15 protein-coding genes, 1 pseudogene and 1 riboswitch are annotated in these 16,668 nt (G+C 70.9%); of the genes and pseudogenes, 4 read left to right on the top strand and 12 right to left on the bottom strand.

Translation table 11 applies throughout. The features are described 5' to 3' along the window. Nucleotides 1–94: 94 nt before the first annotated feature. Nucleotides 95–1,501: an aldehyde dehydrogenase family protein gene (locus B1L11_RS28260; RefSeq protein ID WP_079317836.1), complete on the top strand. Its 1,407-nt coding sequence runs from the start codon at nt 95–97 to the stop codon at nt 1,499–1,501. A 4-nt stretch (nt 1,502–1,505) separates the two neighbouring features. Here the strand turns inward: B1L11_RS28260 and def are convergent, their stop codons facing one another. After that, nucleotides 1,506–1,994, bottom strand: a complete 489-nt coding sequence (gene def / locus B1L11_RS28255; RefSeq protein ID WP_079317834.1) for a peptide deformylase — start codon at nt 1,992–1,994, stop codon at nt 1,506–1,508. A 108-nt stretch (nt 1,995–2,102) separates the two neighbouring features. Here def and B1L11_RS28250 point away from each other — a divergent pair, with 108 nt between their 5' ends. Continuing rightward, on the top strand, nt 2,103–2,573 hold the full coding sequence (locus B1L11_RS28250; protein WP_079317832.1) for a ribose-5-phosphate isomerase: 471 nt from the start codon (nt 2,103–2,105) through the stop codon (nt 2,571–2,573). 18 nt (nt 2,574–2,591) lie between these two features. Here B1L11_RS28250 and B1L11_RS28245 read toward each other — a convergent pair whose 3' ends face one another. Continuing rightward, complete coding sequence (locus B1L11_RS28245) at nt 2,592–4,031, bottom strand: GNAT family N-acetyltransferase (protein WP_256862962.1); 1,440 nt, start codon at nt 4,029–4,031, stop codon at nt 2,592–2,594. A 117-nt stretch (nt 4,032–4,148) separates the two neighbouring features. On the opposite strand from B1L11_RS28245, the pseudogene B1L11_RS28240 reads away from it, so the two are divergent. Then, a pseudogene (locus B1L11_RS28240) lies at nt 4,149–5,260 on the top strand (PP2C family protein-serine/threonine phosphatase). A 4-nt stretch (nt 5,261–5,264) separates the two neighbouring features. Here B1L11_RS28240 and B1L11_RS28235 read toward each other — a convergent pair. After that, nucleotides 5,265–5,870, bottom strand: coding sequence for a response regulator transcription factor (locus B1L11_RS28235; protein ID WP_079317820.1), 606 nt, complete (start codon nt 5,868–5,870; stop codon nt 5,265–5,267). A gap of 190 nt (nt 5,871–6,060) precedes the next feature. On the opposite strand from B1L11_RS28235, the gene B1L11_RS28230 reads away from it, so the two are divergent. Further along, complete coding sequence (locus tag B1L11_RS28230) at nt 6,061–7,365, top strand: RIP metalloprotease (RefSeq protein ID WP_079317818.1); 1,305 nt, start codon at nt 6,061–6,063, stop codon at nt 7,363–7,365. A gap of 18 nt (nt 7,366–7,383) precedes the next feature. On the opposite strand, the gene B1L11_RS28225 is transcribed toward B1L11_RS28230, so the two are convergent. From B1L11_RS28225 to B1L11_RS28185, 9 genes are all read right to left on the bottom strand, one after another. Beyond that, the gene (locus B1L11_RS28225) at nt 7,384–7,893 is read right to left on the bottom strand and encodes a DinB family protein (RefSeq protein ID WP_079317816.1); all 510 of its coding nucleotides are present in this window, start codon (nt 7,891–7,893) and stop codon (nt 7,384–7,386) included. 37 nt (nt 7,894–7,930) lie between these two features. Further along, nucleotides 7,931–8,485, bottom strand: a complete 555-nt coding sequence (locus B1L11_RS28220) for a dihydrofolate reductase family protein (protein WP_179155359.1) — start codon at nt 8,483–8,485, stop codon at nt 7,931–7,933. Continuing rightward, nucleotides 8,478–9,302 (bottom strand): hypothetical protein, encoded by an 825-nt coding sequence (locus B1L11_RS28215; protein WP_218671360.1) that lies wholly within the window; start codon nt 9,300–9,302, stop codon nt 8,478–8,480. The genes B1L11_RS28220 and B1L11_RS28215 overlap by 8 nt, the downstream gene beginning before the upstream one ends. Nucleotides 9,303–9,359: 57 nt before the next feature. After that, on the bottom strand, nt 9,360–10,250 hold the full coding sequence (locus B1L11_RS28210) for a hypothetical protein (RefSeq protein WP_143737610.1): 891 nt from the start codon (nt 10,248–10,250) through the stop codon (nt 9,360–9,362). A 55-nt stretch (nt 10,251–10,305) separates the two neighbouring features. Beyond that, a riboswitch (cyclic di-AMP (ydaO/yuaA leader) is annotated at nt 10,306–10,443 on the bottom strand. Between the two features lie 70 nt (nt 10,444–10,513). Beyond that, entirely contained in the window at nt 10,514–11,572 is a 1,059-nt protein-coding gene (gene galT, locus B1L11_RS28205; RefSeq protein ID WP_079317799.1) for a galactose-1-phosphate uridylyltransferase, read from the bottom strand. Nucleotides 11,573–11,635: 63 nt separating this feature from the next. Next, nucleotides 11,636–12,439 (bottom strand): DeoR/GlpR family DNA-binding transcription regulator, encoded by an 804-nt coding sequence (locus B1L11_RS28200; protein WP_079317797.1) that lies wholly within the window; start codon nt 12,437–12,439, stop codon nt 11,636–11,638. 246 nt (nt 12,440–12,685) lie between these two features. Beyond that, the gene (locus B1L11_RS28195; RefSeq protein WP_079317795.1) at nt 12,686–13,252 is read right to left on the bottom strand and encodes a TIGR03086 family metal-binding protein; all 567 of its coding nucleotides are present in this window, start codon (nt 13,250–13,252) and stop codon (nt 12,686–12,688) included. 167 nt (nt 13,253–13,419) lie between these two features. Then, on the bottom strand, nt 13,420–15,075 hold the full coding sequence (locus B1L11_RS28190; protein ID WP_218671359.1) for a SpoIIE family protein phosphatase: 1,656 nt from the start codon (nt 15,073–15,075) through the stop codon (nt 13,420–13,422). Between the two features lie 162 nt (nt 15,076–15,237). After that, complete coding sequence (locus B1L11_RS28185) at nt 15,238–16,596, bottom strand: TrpB-like pyridoxal phosphate-dependent enzyme (protein ID WP_079317793.1); 1,359 nt, start codon at nt 16,594–16,596, stop codon at nt 15,238–15,240. Nucleotides 16,597–16,668 lie beyond the last annotated feature (72 nt).

The following is a 16,668-nucleotide window of genomic DNA, read 5'->3' as shown; positions in this document are numbered from 1 at the left end:
ACTTCACAGGCTCCTTCACCCTCGCGTGAACCGACCGGAAAGGTTTCCGCTGGAAGGCTCGCCATCTGACAGCGGAGGCGCAAGGATGAGTGACATGCGTCACCTCTACGTGAACGGAGCCTGGGTCCCGTCCTCCTCCCGCGAGGCCGTCGACGTCGTCAACCCCGCGACCGAGGAGGTCGTGGACCGGGTGCCCGCCGGGGCGCCCGCCGACGTCGAGTCCGCCGTCGCCGCCGCCCGCGCCGCCTTCCCGTCCTGGTCGGCCCTGGAACCGGCCGAACGCGCCGCGTTCCTGGGGGCGGCGGCCGGGCTGCTGCAGGAGCGTGCCAAGGAGATCGCGGCGACGATCGCCACCGACATGGGCGCCCCGCTCACGCTCGCGTTGAAGGTGCAGACGCTGATGCCCGCCGAGGTGCTGGCCTCCTACGCCGACCTCGCCAAGCGGTACGAGTTCGACGGCGGCCGCGTGGGCAACTCGCTCGTCGTGCGGGAGCCCGTCGGCGTGGTCGGCGCGATCACGCCGTGGAACTACCCGCTCCACCAGGTCGTGTGCAAGGTGGCCCCGGCCCTCGCGGCCGGCTGCACCGTCGTGCTCAAGCCGAGCGAGGTCGCGCCGCTCGCTGCGTACGCGCTGGCCGACATCTTCCACGAGGTCGGCCTGCCGCCCGGCGTGTTCAACATGGTCAGCGGGTACGGGCCAGTGGTCGGCGAGGCCATCGCCGCCCACCCGGACGTGGACATGGTGTCGTTCACCGGGTCCACCAGGGCCGGCCGCCGGGTCGCGGCCCTCGCGGCCGAGACGGTCAAGCGGGTGGCCCTGGAGCTGGGCGGCAAGTCGGCGAACATCATCCTCCCCGACGCCGACCTGGAGAAGGCGGTGAAGAACGGGGTCGCGGGCGCCTACCTCAACTCGGGCCAGACCTGCTCGGCGCTGACCCGGATGCTCGTCCACTGGGACCAGTACGACGAGGCCGTGCGGCTCGCCGTGGAGGCGGCCGGCGCCTACGTCCCCGGCGATCCGTTCGCCGAGGGCACGCGCCTCGGACCGCTGGTGTCCGCCGCGCAGCGCGACCGGGTCGTCAGGTACATCAACCGCGGCCAGGAGGAGGGCGCCCGGCTCGTGCTCGGCGGGACCGACAACCCCATGGAACGGGGTTACTACGTCGAGCCCGCGATCTTCGCGGGCGTGTCGCCCGGCATGTCGATCGAGCAGGAGGAGATCTTCGGGCCGGTGCTGTCGATCATCCCGTTCGCGTCGGAGAACGAGGCCGTCGAGATCGCCAACGGCACGCCGTACGGGCTGTCGGGGGCGGTGTGGGCGGGCTCCGAGGACAAGGCGCTCGCGGTCGCGCGCCGCCTGCGCACCGGGCAGGTGGCGGTCAACGGCGGCCGGTTCAACATGATGGCGCCGTTCGGCGGCTACAAGCACTCCGGGGTCGGCCGTGAGCTCGGCGAGTTCGGCCTGGAGGAGTTCCTGGAGGTCAAGGCCATCCAGCTGTAGGACGTCAGGGCGCCTGCAGGAGGATCTTGCGGCGCTCGTCCTTGCCCAGCCGGTCGACGTACAGCGCGCCCTCGAGGTGGTCGAACTCGTGCTGGAAGCACCGGGCGAGCATGCCGCGGGCCTTGACGGCGACGGGCCGGCCGAGCTTGTCGACCCCGCGCAGCGTGACCCCGGCGGCGCGGGGGGTCGGGGCGTACAGCGGCTTGCCGGTCTCCTTGCCGGGCACCGACAGGCAGCCCTCCTCCTCGACGACCTGCTCGGGGTCGTCGATCGTCAGCTCCGGGTTGATCACGTGGCCCTTGCGGTTGCTGATGTCGTAGACGAACAGCCGCCGGCCCACGCCGATCTGCGGCCCGGCGAGCCCGACGCCGTCGGCCTGGTACATGACCGCGAACATCTCGTCGATCAGCCGGCGCAGCTCGCGGTCGAAGTCCGTCACCGGTTCTGCGGGGGTACGCAGGACCGGGTCGCCGACATAGCGAAGCTCGCGCATGACACTCCTGTCAGGCCGGAGGGTGTAAGGGACGGAGGCCCATCTCGGCTATTACTTTAGTGGAGCCCGGGGTCGTCTCCGCCAGAGGCCTTCTGGGAAACTTCTGTCGTGCGTGTCTACATCGGTGCCGACCATGCCGGCTACGAGCTGAAGAATCACCTTGTCTCCTGGCTGAAGGAGCAGGGCCACGAGGTGGAGGACTGCGGTCCCCACGTCTACGACGCGGAGGACGACTACCCGCCGTTCGTGCTGCGCGCCGCGCAGGGGGTGGCCGGCGACGCGGGCAGCCTCGGGGTGGTGATCGGCGGCTCGGGGAACGGCGAGCAGATCGCCGCCAACAAGGTGCGGGGGGTGCGCGCGGCCCTCGCCTGGAACGAGGACACGGCGAAGCTGGCCCGCGAGCACAACGACGCCAATGTGATCAGCCTGGGCGCCCGGCAGCACACGCCGGAGGAGGCCGTCAGGTTCGTCGGGCTCTTCCTGGCCACGCCGTTCTCGGGGGCCGAGCGGCACGCCCGGCGGATCCGCCAGCTCGCCGACTACGAGGCCACCGGCGAACTGCCGCCGCTGCCCGCCTGAATCCCGCCTGAATCCCGTCTAGCCCTGCGCCTGGCGGGTGTCCCTGTCGCGTCCCCGGCGGGGCTCCCGCCGGGGCGTCTCGTCGCGCAGTGGCCGCTCGTCGGCGGCCTCCTGCTGCTCCGGCGTAGGCCGGGACACGTCGCGGGCCCGCATGGCCGTGATCGCGGTGATCTGCAAACTCTGCAGCGCCATGCTCTGAAGCCTACGTCCCGGCTGTCGGCGGCGCGGCTCAGAACACCCGGCAGCCCCAGGGGGCCGGGTCCCACGCCATCGCGGCCGACAGCTCGCGCAGGGCCCCCGGCCGTGCTCCCGCACCAGCCCGGCGTCCGCCGCCGCCCGCAGGGACCGCCCGCCGAGGTACGCCGCGCCCAGCACGTCGACCGGCAGCGTGAGGTCGGCGGGCGCGCCGGTCGGTTCGCAGGACGCCTTGTCGGTGACGAGGCGCCGGCGCCCGGCGTTCCACGGGCAGAACTCGTCCTGGACGTCCAGCACCAGGTCGGCCGGGGCCGCGTACGCGCGGGAGGCCAGGGCCCGGTCCACGTCCACCAAGCGGATCCACAGGTCGTCGAACCAGCCCGCGTGCAGCTGGCGGGGTTCGGCCAGCAGGTGCGCGATCGGGTCGTCCACCGGCCGCCGCTGGGCGTGGACGACCGTGCACAGGTCCCGGTCGAGGACGCCGCGCCAGACCAGCGCGTACGCCGCGGGGTCGGAGGCGAACAACTCCAGGAGCCGGACCTCCCCGTCCGGCACGCCGTGCTCGTCCCATCCGGCCTTCGCCCGGAACAGCGCGTAGCCGCGCGCTCCCGTCGCGTCCTCCGCGATCAGGCAGCGCAGCGGGCCCATCCCGCCCCGGTCGTGCTCGGTGTCCGGGAGGATCTCGGTCCGCCAGTATCCGTCGGACCTCGCGTACATGCCCGGACGGCCGGGCCGTACGGCGTCGTAGATCCGCCGGAGATCGGCAAGTGCGTCGGCGGGGCCGGCCACGCGCAGGCGCAGCGCCGGGTCGGCGGGGGCCGAGCGCGTGAAGGCCGAGCCGTTGGTGGGGATGCGGAAGTTCAGGGTGTCGGCGGCCCTGCCGTACCCGAAACGCCCGTAGATGGCCGCCTGGCTGGCGTAAAGCGCGGCGACGGCCTCACGGCCCTCCTCGTGCAGGCCGTGCAGCTGCCGGGTCATCAGCGCGGTCAGCACGCCGCGGCGGCGATGCGAGGGGAGCACACCCACCGACGTGACGCCGGCCACGGGGATCAGCCTGCCGGGGACCGTCATCTCGAAGGACAACGTGGCGGCGCAGCCGACCATCAGGTCGCCGTCGAAGGCGGACAGCAGCCGGTCGACTTCCAGGACCTCGCGCCACCGGTCAGCGATCTCCACGGGATAGGTGGCGCTGAACGCCTCGTAATCGACGGCGACGAAGGCCGGCCACTCGGATTCCTCGATGGGGCGCACGGTGATGCTCATCGAGACACCGTAGAAGCGGGCCGCCGCGCGAGGCGACCCAATATCCGTGCCGGATGATCTAGACGTTGGTCAAGCAGGTGCCGCCACCTGGGATGTCCGGATACAGTCGAGGCCATCATGACTTCCCGTCCGGCGCCGCTGATCCCTCCTCGGCTCCGCGCGCTCCTGGCGCGCGTGCCGCTCCTGGTGCCGTTGGTCCGTTTTGTCAGGAAAGTTTGGTCGAAGGACCGGTACCTCCTCATCGCTCTCGTCGTGCTCACCGTCGTGATCGGCGTGCTCGACGCGGAGGTGTCGCCGTACTGGTTCTCGCCCTCGCTGCTGATCCTCTTCACGCTGATCGGCGGGCTCCAGCTCCGGCTGCGCAGCCTCGCGATCCTGCTGTGCGTGGTGGTGGCATCCCTGGCGTACATGGGACCGGTCAGGGGAGTGCTCAGCGTCGGCCCCGGCCTGCTGATCACTATGGCCTTCACCGCCGCGCTGGCCTGGATGATGGCGCGTACGCGGGGCAAGCTCGGCGTCCAGGGGCTGCGCGGCGACGCGATGCTGCTGGAGCTGCGTGACCGGCTGAAGCGGCAGAGCGAGCTGCCGCCGCTGCCCAAGGACTGGGGCGGCAAGGTGGTGCTGAAGCAGGCGGGAGGATCGTCGTTCGGCGGCGACTTCGTCGTCTCGATGAGGGAGGGCGACCGGGTCCAGGTGGCGGTCGTCGACGTGTCCGGCAAGGGCGTGGACGCGGGAACCCGCGCGCTCATGCTGTCGGGCACCTTCGGCGGCCTGCTCGGCTCGGTGGACGACTTCCTCGTCGCGTGCAACTCCTACCTGCACCGCCAGCTCGGCGACGAGGGGTTCGTGACCGCCGTCCACCTGGAGCTCGACCTGTCCACGGGGGAGTACACCATCACCTCGGCCGGGCATCCGCCCGTCGTCCGGTTCGACTCCGGCTCGGGCACGTGGCGGGTCTCCACCGCGAAGGGCGTCGTGCTCGGCGTGGTGCCCGACCTGGCCTGTGAGACCGACAGCGGGGTGCTGCGCAAGGGCGACGCTCTCATGCTGTTCACCGACGGGCTGATCGAGCAGCCGGCCGGGACATCGACGCCGGGCTCGACCGGTTGCTGGGCGAGGCCGAGCGGCTGCTGCCGTCGGGATTCCGCGACAAGGCCCGGCAGCTCGTCCAGTCGATGTCCTCCGGCCACAACGACGACTGCGCGCTCGTCCTGATCTGGCGCCCCTGAGCTCCTACAGCCAGCCGGAGTCGGTGGCGATCCTGACGGCGTCGACGCGGTTGCGCGCTCCGGTCTTGACGAGGATGCGCGACAGGTGATTTCGCACGGTGCCGACGGACAGGCCCAGCTCGGCGGCGATGTCCTTCGACCGCGCGCCCCCCGCCGCGAGCCGCAGGACCTCGTGCTCCCTCGGCGTCAGCGGGCAGTCGGCGGCCTCCAGCGCGGCGACCGCCAGCTCGGAGTCGACCACCCGGCGTCCGGCGACCATCCGGCGGATGCCGTCGGCGAGCTGCTCGGGGGCCACCTCGATGCTCAGGTAGCCCAGGACGCCCGCCGCGAAGGCCCGCTTGACGTGACCCGGACTGGGCTGCGCCGACAGCAGCATCACGCGGCAGCGTGGCGCCTTCTCTCCCAGCCGCGCGGCCGCGTTGAGCCCGTCCACTCCGGGCAGGTCCGCGTCGATGACGGCGGCGTCCGGCCGCACGTCCAGGGCCGCGGGCAGGATGTCCTCGCCCGACCCGACGTCCGCGACCACCCGCAGATCGTCCTCTCCGTCAAGGGACGCGACCAGGCCTCGCCGTACCAACGGAAGGTGTTCGGCCACCAGGATCCGGATCAAGGTTCTCCCCTCTGGACGTCTCTCAAAGGGTGATCGACCAACTCCGTACTGTCAACGAAGTGTCCCCAATCGGTCACACACGGGCAAGCCGAACCCGCGCCGGAAAAGTCTTCACCCTCGTGCGGGTGGGCTACGCTCGAAGGGTGCTTCGTCTGCCAGGGCACCTTCTCCGATTCGGGGGTACGCGCTGATGAGCTGGCTCTTCGTGGCCGGATTCGTGATCCTCTTCGTCGGTCTGCTCGTCTCGATCGCGCTTCACGAGATCGGGCACCTCGTGCCCGCCAAGCTCTTCGGCGTCCGCGTGACCCAATACATGGTCGGCTTCGGGCCCACGATGTGGTCGCGCAGGCGGGGCGAGACCGAGTACGGCGTGAAGTGGGTCCCGCTCGGCGGCTACATCCGCATGATCGGCATGCTGCCGCCGCGCCCCTCGGACGAGCCCGGCAAGCTGCGCAGCGTCTCCACCGGTCCCTGGCAGGGCCTCATCGAGAACGCGCGGGCGGTCGCGTCCGAGGAGATCCGGCCGGGCGACGAGAACCGGGTCTTCTACCGCAAGCCCTGGTGGCAGAAGGTCATCATCATGACCGGCGGCCCGGCGATGAACTTCGTGCTCGCGTTCGTGCTGTTCGCGGTCGTGATGATGGGGTTCGGCGTGCGCGAGCAGACGCCGGTCGTGTCCTCGGTGTCCAAGTGCGCCATCCCGGCCGCGGAGGCGGGGCACCGCGACTGCCGCGATGGCGACCCCCTGACGCCCGCCGCCAAGGCGGGACTGCGGCCCGGCGACCGCATCGTCGCCATCGGCGGCGCGCCGGTGACCAGTTGGGAGAACGCGCAGCGGCTGATCCGGGAGCACGGCGCGGGGGCGACGACGCTCGGCATCGAGCGGGGCGGGCAGCGGACCGACGTGAAGGTCGACCTGATCGCGCAGGACATGCCCTCGCTGGCCGACCCGGACAAGGTAGAGAAGAACGTCGGCTTCCTGGGCGTGAGCCCGACCGTCGTCGTCGAGAAGAAGGGCCCCGGCTACGTCGTCGGGCAGATGTGGGACCTGACCGAGCGCACCGCCGTCGCGATGGTCAACATCCCCAAGAAGATGGTCGGCGTGTGGAACGCCGCCTTCTCGGGCGAGAAGCGCGACCCGAACGGGCCGATCGGCATCGTGGGGGCGGGCCGCATCGGCGGTGAGATCGCCGCCTCGGACCTCCCGGTCGAGAACAAGATCGAGATCTTCATCAACCTGCTGGCCTTGCTGAACCTCGCGGTGGGCATGTTCAACCTCATCCCGCTGCTGCCGCTGGACGGCGGGCACATCGCCGGCGGCCTGTGGGAGGGCGTCAAGCGGGTCTTGGCGCGGGTGCGCCGCCGGCCCGCCCCCGGTTACGTGGACGTGGCCAAGGCGCTCCCGCTGACGTACGTCATGGCGGCCCTGCTGGTCGTCATGGGCGGCCTTCTCATCTACGCCGACCTCGTCAACCCGGTCCGCCTGTCCGGCTGAGCCCCGCCGGGCGGGAGCCTATTCGCCCGTCGCCCCGTCGATGCGCTCACGCAGCAGATCGGCGTGGCCGTTGTGGCGGGCGTACTCCTCGATCATGTGGCACATGATCCAGCGCAGCGAGTGGCGGACTCCCTGGCGGTCCGCCTTCGCCAGCGCGTCCAGGTCGGCGCAGGCATCCTCGGCCGCACGCGCGTGCTCGATCTCCGCGCGCCAGGTCGCGAAGGCCTCCTCCGCGGACGCGGTGTCCACGTTGTCGAACTCGCCGTCCGGGTCGTCGTCGCTGTAGTAGATGCCGCCGAGGTCCTCGCCGTTGAGCCGCCGCCGGAACCAGGCCCGCTCGACGTCGGCCAGGTGCCGTACGAGGCCGAGCAGCGACATGCTGGAGGGAGGCACGGAGCGCAGCCGCAGCTGCTCCTCCGTGAGGCCCTGGCACTTCACCGCGAGAGTCTCACGGTGCCAGTCCAGCCAGGCGCGCAGCATCGCGCGCTCGTCCGCGGCGACAGGGGGATCGATACGTGTGTCGGTCATTCCGGCATCCTGCCCCGAGCCGCGGCGCGGAGTCACATCATTTTGGGCCTGCCGGCCGGTATTCGAGCAGGACGATGCGCGAGTCGAGGACCTTGCTGCCGGCCAGTTCCAGCCCCGTCCGGGGGTAGCCGGCGTAGGCGGGCTCCCGGCCGTCGCCGCCCAGCGTGAGGGGAAAGACCATCACCCGCAGCCGGTCGACCAGCCCGAGCTCCATCAGGCTTCTGACCAGCGTGAGGCTGCCGATCGAGCGCAGCGGCACGGCCGACTCCCGCTTGAGCGCCCTGACCCGCTCGGCGAGGTCACCGCGCACGAGCCGGGTGTTCTTCCAGGCGAGCGGCTCCCGCAGGGTGTTGGAGAAGACGGCCTTCGGCAGGTCGTTCATCCGGGTGCTCGCCTCGTCGGCGGCCGCGGACGAGATCGCCGCGAGCGCCTCATAGGTGACGCGACCCATGAGCATCAGGTGCGGCTGCTCGGTCGCCTCGCGTATCCAGGCGTCGAGGCCGGGCCCCGGATAGCCGAAGAAGGCCCCCACGTCCACGCCGGCGGCGAAGCCGTCCAGCGACACGAACAGGTCCGCCGTGAGGTCAGGCACGGTGGTCACCCCGCTTTCGCCACATGCCCGGCCCGCCGGTGTGCGGCGTGGGCAGGTAGCCATCTGGAGGAGCAGGAAGGGCGTCGATGCAGGCCGGTGAGCAGGCGTTCACCAGCAGCGGCACGGTGTCGGTGCCGACCCGTAATGAGATCCACACCTGGTGAAGCCCGCCTTCGGCGATAGGCCGGTCGCAGACGCTGCACGCGCGGATCACGTCGGTGCCCCACACTCCAGGGTCGAGGCCGAGGAGATCGAGGTCCCGGGTCGATGCTCTGCCCGGCTGGAGCGGAGGAAACGGCGCTCGCACCTTGAGGTTGCCGTAAAGCGAGCGGGTGCTGACCGTGCCGGCCTTCAGCCGCCGGCACCTGGTCAGCTCGTACGGGAACCAGTGGAGGCGATGCGACGTGTAAGGGCTGAACTCCCGCAGATTGGTCATCGAGCCGATCTCCGGGGGGATTCGCACGAGGTTACTGCCGTAGAGCACCAAGTGCTTGACCTCGGTGAGTTTGGCGATGGTCGGAGGCAACGTGACGATCTGACGCTGCTCGGCCGGGCTGAGTTCGACAAGAGGACGGAACACCTCGCGGCCGTCCGCCGCCGCTTCTTCTACGAGCTCGAGCAGATGTCGCCAGCCAGGGGACGCAGTGTCCTGACGCTCAGGATGGAAGCGCACAAGGTGCGGCGGACGAACCCTGTCTTGGCGAACCCTGTGTTGGTCGAAACACCTGCATATCTCCCTGCCGGCCCCCGGCCCGCCTTCGCCGGCAGCGTCGGCCCATCGATTGGCCAGCAGGGGCGGGGGAGGCTCGTCCTTCATGGCAGGACGATAACCCGATCCGCCCTTCTCGTTCGCCTGCCGACGAGAGCCCCGGCGTCAGTACATCGAGATGTGCACGTGGTCGTAGTGGTTGGCGGTGATGCTGCCGCGGTCGGACATGGTCCGCCAGCCCGGATGGCCGAGGTTGTAGATGCGCTGCTGCCAGATCACGTACATCACGCCCAGCTTCGGCCCGTTCTTGATGGCCCAGGCGGCCAGGCTGTCGCCGAACGCCTTCATCTCGGGGGAAGGCATGGCGCCGCCCGAGCTCATCATGAAGTCGCAGGCGCGCCCGAGGGGGTGCTCGCCGCTGTTCTCGGCCCGGTAGCAGCCGACCGGAAACCGCAGGTCGAAGTGCTTTTCGACCTCCGTGCGCATGAGCCGCATCCGGGGGGTGATGTTGTCGGAGCCGCTGGGCAGCTCCGGCGCCCACGACCCGCCCGCGCGCTTGCCCGGCGCGATCGGGATCAGCGCGTCGAGCTTGTCCTTGATCTCGTCGATGAGATCCTCGGCGTCCTCGCGCTGTCCGGCGACCTCGGCGGCCTGCGCCTTGAGCTGTTCGGTCAGCGTCTTGGCGGCGTCCGCGGCCTGCTGCCGTTCGGCGCGGACCTGGTCGAAGCGGGCGAGCCTGGCGGCCTGCTCCTCCTTGAGCTGGTAGTTCAGCGCGGCGGTGTTCATGTCGGGCAGCGCCATCGCGCTCTCGGTCTGGTAGCGCAGCCCGGCCATCCGCCGTACGGCGTCGCTGGCGGCCTCGTAGTCGGCCTCGGCCTTGGCCAGCCGGCCGCGGGCCGCCTTCTCCTCGACGCGGGCCTTGGCGAGGGCGACGCGTTTGGCGTTGTAGTCGCCGATCAGCCGGTCGACCTTCTTGCGTAGGTCCGACAGCTCCTTCTTGAGCTGCTTCTCCGTCGGTTTGGGGTCGGCGGCGCCAGGGGTGGCCGCGCCGAACACGAGGACGGCGGAGGCGAGCGCGCCGAGAGCCAGGGGGAACGCGCGGGGCAGAGCCCACTCCTCTCCATCTGCCGACCGGGTTAGCTGACGGGTTCGGGCTGGAGAAGCCCGGGCAGGCGACTGCCTTGACCCCAGGTGCGTGGTTGGGTCCCCGGCTCCCGGGCGGGCGCCCGGGATTAGGCGTACCGGTTGTGACGTCCGGTGTCAGGGATACTAGTGGTAAAGAAACCGTGGCTGCCACCAAAGTCGCAACCATTCGGAGATCAAGCCGTTACCGCCTCGCGTAGCATCCGGGCGGCCTCCTCCGGAAGCACGTCGTTGACGAACGCGCCCATGGCCGACTCCGATCCGGCGAGATACTTCAGCTTGTTCGGCGCCCGCCGGATCGTGAAGAGCTGCAGGTGGAGGTAGGCGAGGTCGCGCCGATAGGTGACCGGGGCCTGGTGCCAGGCCGCGACGTACGGCATCACGACGCCGAACAGCCCGTCCAGACGGCGGAGCACCTCGATGTAGAGCGGCGCGAACGCGGCCCGTTCCTCGGGCGACAGCGCGGGGATGTCGGGCACCTGACGATGCGGGTAGACGTGCACCTCGAACGGATAACGCGCGGCGGCCGGGACGAAGGCCGTCCAGTGCTCGTTGGCGGCCACCACCCGGGGGCCCCTCCGCTCGGCGGCCAGGACGTCCGCGAACAGGTTGCCGCCCCGATGGCGGGCGGCGGCGTCCAGCATCTGCCGGGTACGCGGCGTGACGTACGGATAGGCGTAGATCTGCCCGTGGGGGTGCGGCAGCGTGATGCCGATCTCGGCGCCGCGGTTCTCGAAGCAGAAGACCTGCTCCACGCCGGGCAGCGAGGACAGCTCGGCCGTGCGGTCGGCCCAGGCCTCGACGACCAGTTCGGCCTGCTCGTCGCTCAGCGAGCTGAACGACGCGTCGTGGTCGGAGGTGAAGCAGACGACCTCACAGCGCCCGATCCCCGGCCGCACCTCGCTGAGCCCGCCCACCTGCTCGTACGCTCCGGTGTTGAAGCTGAACGACGGGAAGCGGTTCTCGAACACCGCCACCTCGTACGGCGAGGGGATCTCCGAGCCGGGATGCCCCGGGCAGAGCGGGCACTCCTCGGCGGACGGCAGGTGGGTGCGCGTCTGGCGGTGCCGGGCGACGGCCACCCACTCGTCCATCAGGGGGTCGTAGCGCAGCTCGGAGGCGAGCGGGCGCGGCGGCAGGTCCCTTTTGTCGGTGGCGCTGTGGTCGGCGTCGTCACGCCGGTCGAAGTAGATCAGCTCACGGCCGTCGGCGAGATGGGTGATGGTGCGCTTCACAGAGCGGTCTCCAGCTTCACGGTGCGGTGTCCCGGGTCACGGGGGGCTTCCAGAGGTCCGGCGTCACAGTGCGGTCTCCAGTTCGGTCTCCCCGGACGGATCGGTGAGGAGGAGCTCGCCGGCGTGCTCCGACAGCGCGGCGCGCGCCTCCTCCGGCAGGCCGACGTCGCTCACGACCACACCGGCCTCGCCCAGGGCGGCGATCGTGCTGATGCCGATCGTCCCCCACTTGGTGTGGTCGGCCAGGACCACGAGCTGCTGGGCGGCCGCGATGAGGGCGCGGTCGGTCTCCGCCTCCAGCAGGTTGGGCGTGGTGTAACCGGCGCGGACGCTCATGCCGTGCACGCCGAGCATGAGCGTGTCGACGTTCAGGGAGCGGACGGCCGCCACGGCCACCGGGCCGACCAGCGCGTCGGAGGGCGTACGCACGCCTCCCACCAGCACCACGGTCTGGTCGGGCCGTCCCGCCCGGTGGAAGACGTCGGCCACCTGGACGGAGTTGGTGATCACGGTCAGCTCGGGCACGTCCACCAGGTGGTGGGCCAGTGTCCAGGTCGTGGTCCCGGCCGACAGGGCGACGGAGCTGCCCGGCCGTACGAGCATGGCGGCCCGGCGGGCGATGGCCTCCTTCTCGGCCTGCTGCCGCACCGACTTGGCCGCGAAGCCCGGCTCCTCCGTCGAGCCGGTGCCGGTGGCGGTCGCCCCGCCGTGCACCTTGACGATCAGGCCGCGCTCCGCGAGGACCTCCAGGTCGCGGCGGATCGTCATGTCCGAGACCCCGAGGTCGCGTACGAGCTGCGCGACGCGCACCCCGCCGGTTCTGCGTACCCTCTCCAGGATCGCCTGCTGCCGTTGCTGGGCCAGCATCCACCACTCCTGTCAACAGATTCAAACAAATTATGCCTCACGTACGTGGAGACATGTTGAGTTGGGGTCCGGGTACTTGCCGTCGGCGATCCGGGGGAGGACAGTGAGCGAAAGCCGTACCCGACGGAAGGCGGTCGTGATGGGCAGGCGCGCACGCAAGTCGAAGGCACGCAAGAAGAAGAAGGCCAACCACGGCAGGCGGCCCACAGGCCGGTAGGCCCCGCGGAAGGTGCTGCACGGTAGGGCTTAGGGGTTCCTGCCCCAGGCGGCGAGCAGATGAGTCTGCTGGTCGGCGCCGGCCGGAACGTCGCGCTCGTCCCCGATGACCCCCGCCTCGCGGTAGTCCTCCCGCGCCTTCTCGAACCATTCGGAGCAGGAGGCGACGAGTTCGGGGTCGAGCCGTTCCGGCCCGCCGATGGCACGTGCCAGATCCCAGGTGTGGATCAGCGCGTCCGCGAACAGCTCGGTGATGTACTCCTCGCCCGGCACGTCGCCGAAGGACAGGTGGGTCACGCTGGTCAGGGCGCCCTCGGCGTACACCGCCTGGACGGCGCCCTGCGCGGACGCCTCGAACGCCTTGAGCGGGTCGTCGCCGAGCACGTCGCCCTCGAAGGCGTCCCCCACCTCGGCGACCGTACGGCCGGACAGCAGTTCGGGGGCCCACAGGTTCTCGGCGACGACGTGGTTGACGAGCCCCCGGACGTCCCAGTCGACGCAGGGGGTCGGCAGCTCCCACTGCCCGCGGCGGACGAGATGGAGGCGGTCCCCGAAACCGTCCAGCGCCCTGCGGTACGCGTCACGGATGTCGATCATGTCCCCTCCTCGCCACGAACTCCCCATTCGAACGTAACTCTTCTCAACGATCAGTCATACACGCTCGCCGGGGAGGGAACGCCCGGGTCAAGGGACGTGCTGCTCGACCCAGACGATCTTTCCATACGGCGTGGGCCGGGTGCCCCAGCGGTAGGCGAACCGCTTGATCAGCTGGAGACCGCGGCCGGTGTCCTCGTCGGGGGCGGCGGTGCGCGGGGGCGGGAGTGGCGGGGGGAGCCGTCGACGACCTCGACCACCAGCGTGCGGCCGCGCAGCAGGCGCAGCTCGATCGGCGGCCAGCCGTGCTTGAGCGCGTTGGTGACCAGTTCGCTCACGATGAGCTGGGTGCTGTCCACGAGGCCGCCCAGCCCCCACCTCTGCAACGTGCCGCGGACGAACCGGCGGGCGTGCGAGACGAACCGCGGGTCGGACGGCAACGGGCAGGTCGCCACCTCGTCCGGGTCGAGATCGCGCACCCTGGCCACCATCAGGGCGATGTCGTCACGTTCGTGGCCCGACCGCTGGCTGCTGATGATCACGTCGCACATGTCCTCCAGGTCCTCGACCGGACCGGCGAGCAGGCGGCGCAGCCCCATGATCCCGGCGTCCAGGTCGCGCTCCCGGCTCTCCACGAGGCCGTCGGTGTAGAAGGCGAGCACGCTCCCGGCCGGCAGGACCAGCTCGCGCGACTCCAGCGGGTCGCTGCCGATGCCGAGAGGCAGGCCCGACGGCAGCTCGATGATCTCGGTCGACCGGTCGGGGTGCAGCAGGATCGGCGGCACGTGCCCGGCGCGGGCGAGCGCGCACGTGCGCGTCACCGGGTCGTAGACGGCGTAGATGCACGTCGCGATCTGACTGGGGTCGAGGTCCTGGCTCATCAGGTTGAGCCGGAACAGCACCTCGTCGGGCGGCAGGTCGAGGCTCGCGAGCGTACGCGCGGCCGTGCGGAGCTGGCCCATGGTCGCCGCGGCCCTGGTCCCGTGGCCCATGACGTCGCCCACCACAAGGGCCGTACGGCACCCGGGCAGGGCGATCACGTCGTACCAGTCGCCCCCGACGCCCATCAGGTCGCTGGCCGGCAGGTAGCGCGAGGCGATGTCGATGCCGAGCGCCTGCGGCAGTTCGACGGGCAGCAGGCTGCTCTGCAGGGTGAGCGCGGTCCTGCGCTCCCTGGTGTAGAGCCGCGCGTTGTCGATGCACAGGGCGGTGCGGGCGGCCAGGTCCTCGGCCACCACCACGTCCTGCTCCTCGAACGGCAGGCTGTCCGGGCGCCTGGTGAAGATCACGCAGCCGAGGACCCGTCCCCGCGCCCGCAGGGGGACCGCGAGGAACGAGGAGTCGGTCAGGAGCGAGGCGACCGCCTCCTCCCGGTCCAGGCTCGCGCCGATCAGCCGGGCGCTCTCCTTGTCGAGTGCCGGGTACATCAGCGGCTTGCCCCCGGCCATGCACTGGGCCTGCGGGAGGATCGCCGGGTAGACCGTCGCCTCGCCGACGGGGAACGCCTTCACCCAGGAGTCCGGGTCGGCGCCGGCCACGCCCAGGGCGACCCGGCGTACGAGGGTGGTCCCGTCCACCGGCCGGGAGGACAACTCGCCGTCCGCCATGAGGCGGTCCTGCACCATCACGGCCGCGGCGTCGGCGAAGCGGGGGACCGCCACGTCGACGAGCTCCCGGCTCGTCTCGGATAAGTCGAGCGTGCTGCCGATCCGCCGGCTCGCCTCGTTCAGGAAAGCCAGCCGCTCGTGCGCGGACGCGGCGCTGCTGCGGCGCCACTGCGCCCGGTTGCCCGGGGCGGGGTCCTTGATAACGCAGTTCCGGTTCAACGAATTCTCCGGAGAGAGCGGATGGTGTTCCAGAATCGTATGGAGCTGATACCGCGCATTTCAGCCGTTTGACATGAGTGCTCCGGTCGGGATTACGGTGCGATGGCGCAGCCGTACCCGCCGGTCAAGGGACGAAACGGGTAACGGTGGGCATGCGTCGCATCAGACGGTCGGCAGGTGCGCGAGGGCCGCGTCGATCCGCTCCTGCGGGAGAGTGAAATCCTCCAGGCGGCCGGCGAGTCGGCTCTCGTAGGCGGGCAGGTCGAAGTGGCCGTGCCCGCACAGGGACATCACGATGACCTTCTCCTCGCCCGACTCGGCGCACCGCAGCGCCTCCGCGATCGTCGCGGCCACCGCGTGGGAGGGCTCGGGAGCCGGCACGATCCCCTCGGCCCTGGCGAAGCGGATCCCCGCGTCGAAGCACTCGGTCTGCGTGACGGCCACGGCCTCCACCAGGCCCAGCTCGTACACGTGCGAGAGCAGCGGCGACATGCCGTGGTAGCGCAGCCCGCCCGCGTGGATCGGGTCGGGCACGAACGTGTGCCCCAGCGTGTGCATCTTCATCAGCGGCGTGAACCCCGCCGTGTCGCCGAAGTCGTACGCGTAGGCGCCCCGGGTCAGGGACGGGCAGGCGGCGGGCTCGACGCTCCGCAACACCGGGTTCATCCGCCCCGCCAGTTTCTCGCGCAGGAACGGGAAGGCCAGCCCCGCGAAGTTGGAGCCGCCGCCGGTGCAGCCGATCACGACGTCCGGGGTCTCGCCGAGGGCGGCCAGCTGCTCCAGCGCCTCCTCGCCGATCACGGTCTGGTGCAGCAGGACGTGGTTGAGCACCGAGCCGAGGGCGTACCGCGTGTCGTCGTGCTGCCCGGCCACCTCGACCGCCTCGCTGATCGCGATGCCCAGCGACCCCGTGCAGTGGGGGTCCTCCGCCAGGATCCTGCTGCCCGCCGTGGTCACCGCCGACGGGCTCGCGTGCAGGGTCGCGCCGTAGACCTTCATCAGCGTGCGGCGGTACGGCTTCTGCTCGTACGACGCCCTGACCATCCAGACCTCGCAGGCCAGGCCGTATTGGACGCACGCGAACGCCAGGGCGGAGCCCCACTGGCCCGCACCGGTCTCGGTGGTCAGCCTCCGCACGCCCTCCCGCGCGTTGTAGTACGCCTGGGGGACCGCCGTGTTGGGCTTGTGCGAGCCCGACGGGCTGCCGCCCTCGTACTTGTAGTAGATCCGTGCGGGCGTGCCGAGGACGCGCTCGAGGCGCCGGGCGCGGATGAGCGGCGTGGGCCGCCAGAGGCGGTAGACGTCGAGGACGCCGTCAGGGACCGGGACGAATCGCTCACCCGACACCTCCTGCTCGATCAGCGCCGCAGGGAAGAGCGGGGCGAGGTCGTCGGGGCCGACCGGTTGCAGCGTCGCCGGGTGGAGCACCGGCGGGGGAGGCGTGGGCAGATCAGGGACGATGTTGTACCAGTTCCGGGGGATCCGGGACTCGTCGAGAAGGACCCTGGTCGGCTCGCCCATATCTCCCAGTGTCCGCGCCGGGGGCCCATCGGGAAAGGGCGTCCGCCGATGTGGCCGGACCCGGTCAGACGG

The sequence above is a fragment of the Microbispora sp. GKU 823 genome (genome assembly GCF_002027145.1).
Classification (GTDB): domain Bacteria; phylum Actinomycetota; class Actinomycetes; order Streptosporangiales; family Streptosporangiaceae; genus Microbispora; species Microbispora siamensis.
Note: the sequence above shows the minus strand (reverse complement) of the source record. Positions and strands in the feature narration are given on the sequence as shown.

What these genes read in the sequence shown, in the direction of transcription:
- B1L11_RS28260 (WP_079317836.1), top strand. Translation starts at nt 95, where the DNA reads ATGCGTCACCTCTACGTGAACGGAGCCTGGGTCCCGTCCTCCTCCCGC.
- def (WP_079317834.1), bottom strand. Translation starts at nt 1,994, where the DNA reads ATGCGCGAGCTTCGCTATGTCGGCGACCCGGTCCTGCGTACCCCCGCA.
- B1L11_RS28245 (WP_256862962.1), bottom strand. Translation starts at nt 4,031, where the DNA reads ATGAGCATCACCGTGCGCCCCATCGAGGAATCCGAGTGGCCGGCCTTC.
- B1L11_RS28230 (WP_079317818.1), top strand. Translation starts at nt 6,061, where the DNA reads ATGAGCTGGCTCTTCGTGGCCGGATTCGTGATCCTCTTCGTCGGTCTG.
- B1L11_RS28225 (WP_079317816.1), bottom strand. Translation starts at nt 7,893, where the DNA reads ATGACCGACACACGTATCGATCCCCCTGTCGCCGCGGACGAGCGCGCG.
- B1L11_RS28215 (WP_218671360.1), bottom strand. Translation starts at nt 9,302, where the DNA reads ATGAAGGACGAGCCTCCCCCGCCCCTGCTGGCCAATCGATGGGCCGAC.
- B1L11_RS28200 (WP_079317797.1), bottom strand. Translation starts at nt 12,439, where the DNA reads ATGCTGGCCCAGCAACGGCAGCAGGCGATCCTGGAGAGGGTACGCAGA.
- B1L11_RS28195 (WP_079317795.1), bottom strand. Translation starts at nt 13,252, where the DNA reads ATGATCGACATCCGTGACGCGTACCGCAGGGCGCTGGACGGTTTCGGG.
- B1L11_RS28185 (WP_079317793.1), bottom strand. Translation starts at nt 16,596, where the DNA reads ATGGGCGAGCCGACCAGGGTCCTTCTCGACGAGTCCCGGATCCCCCGG.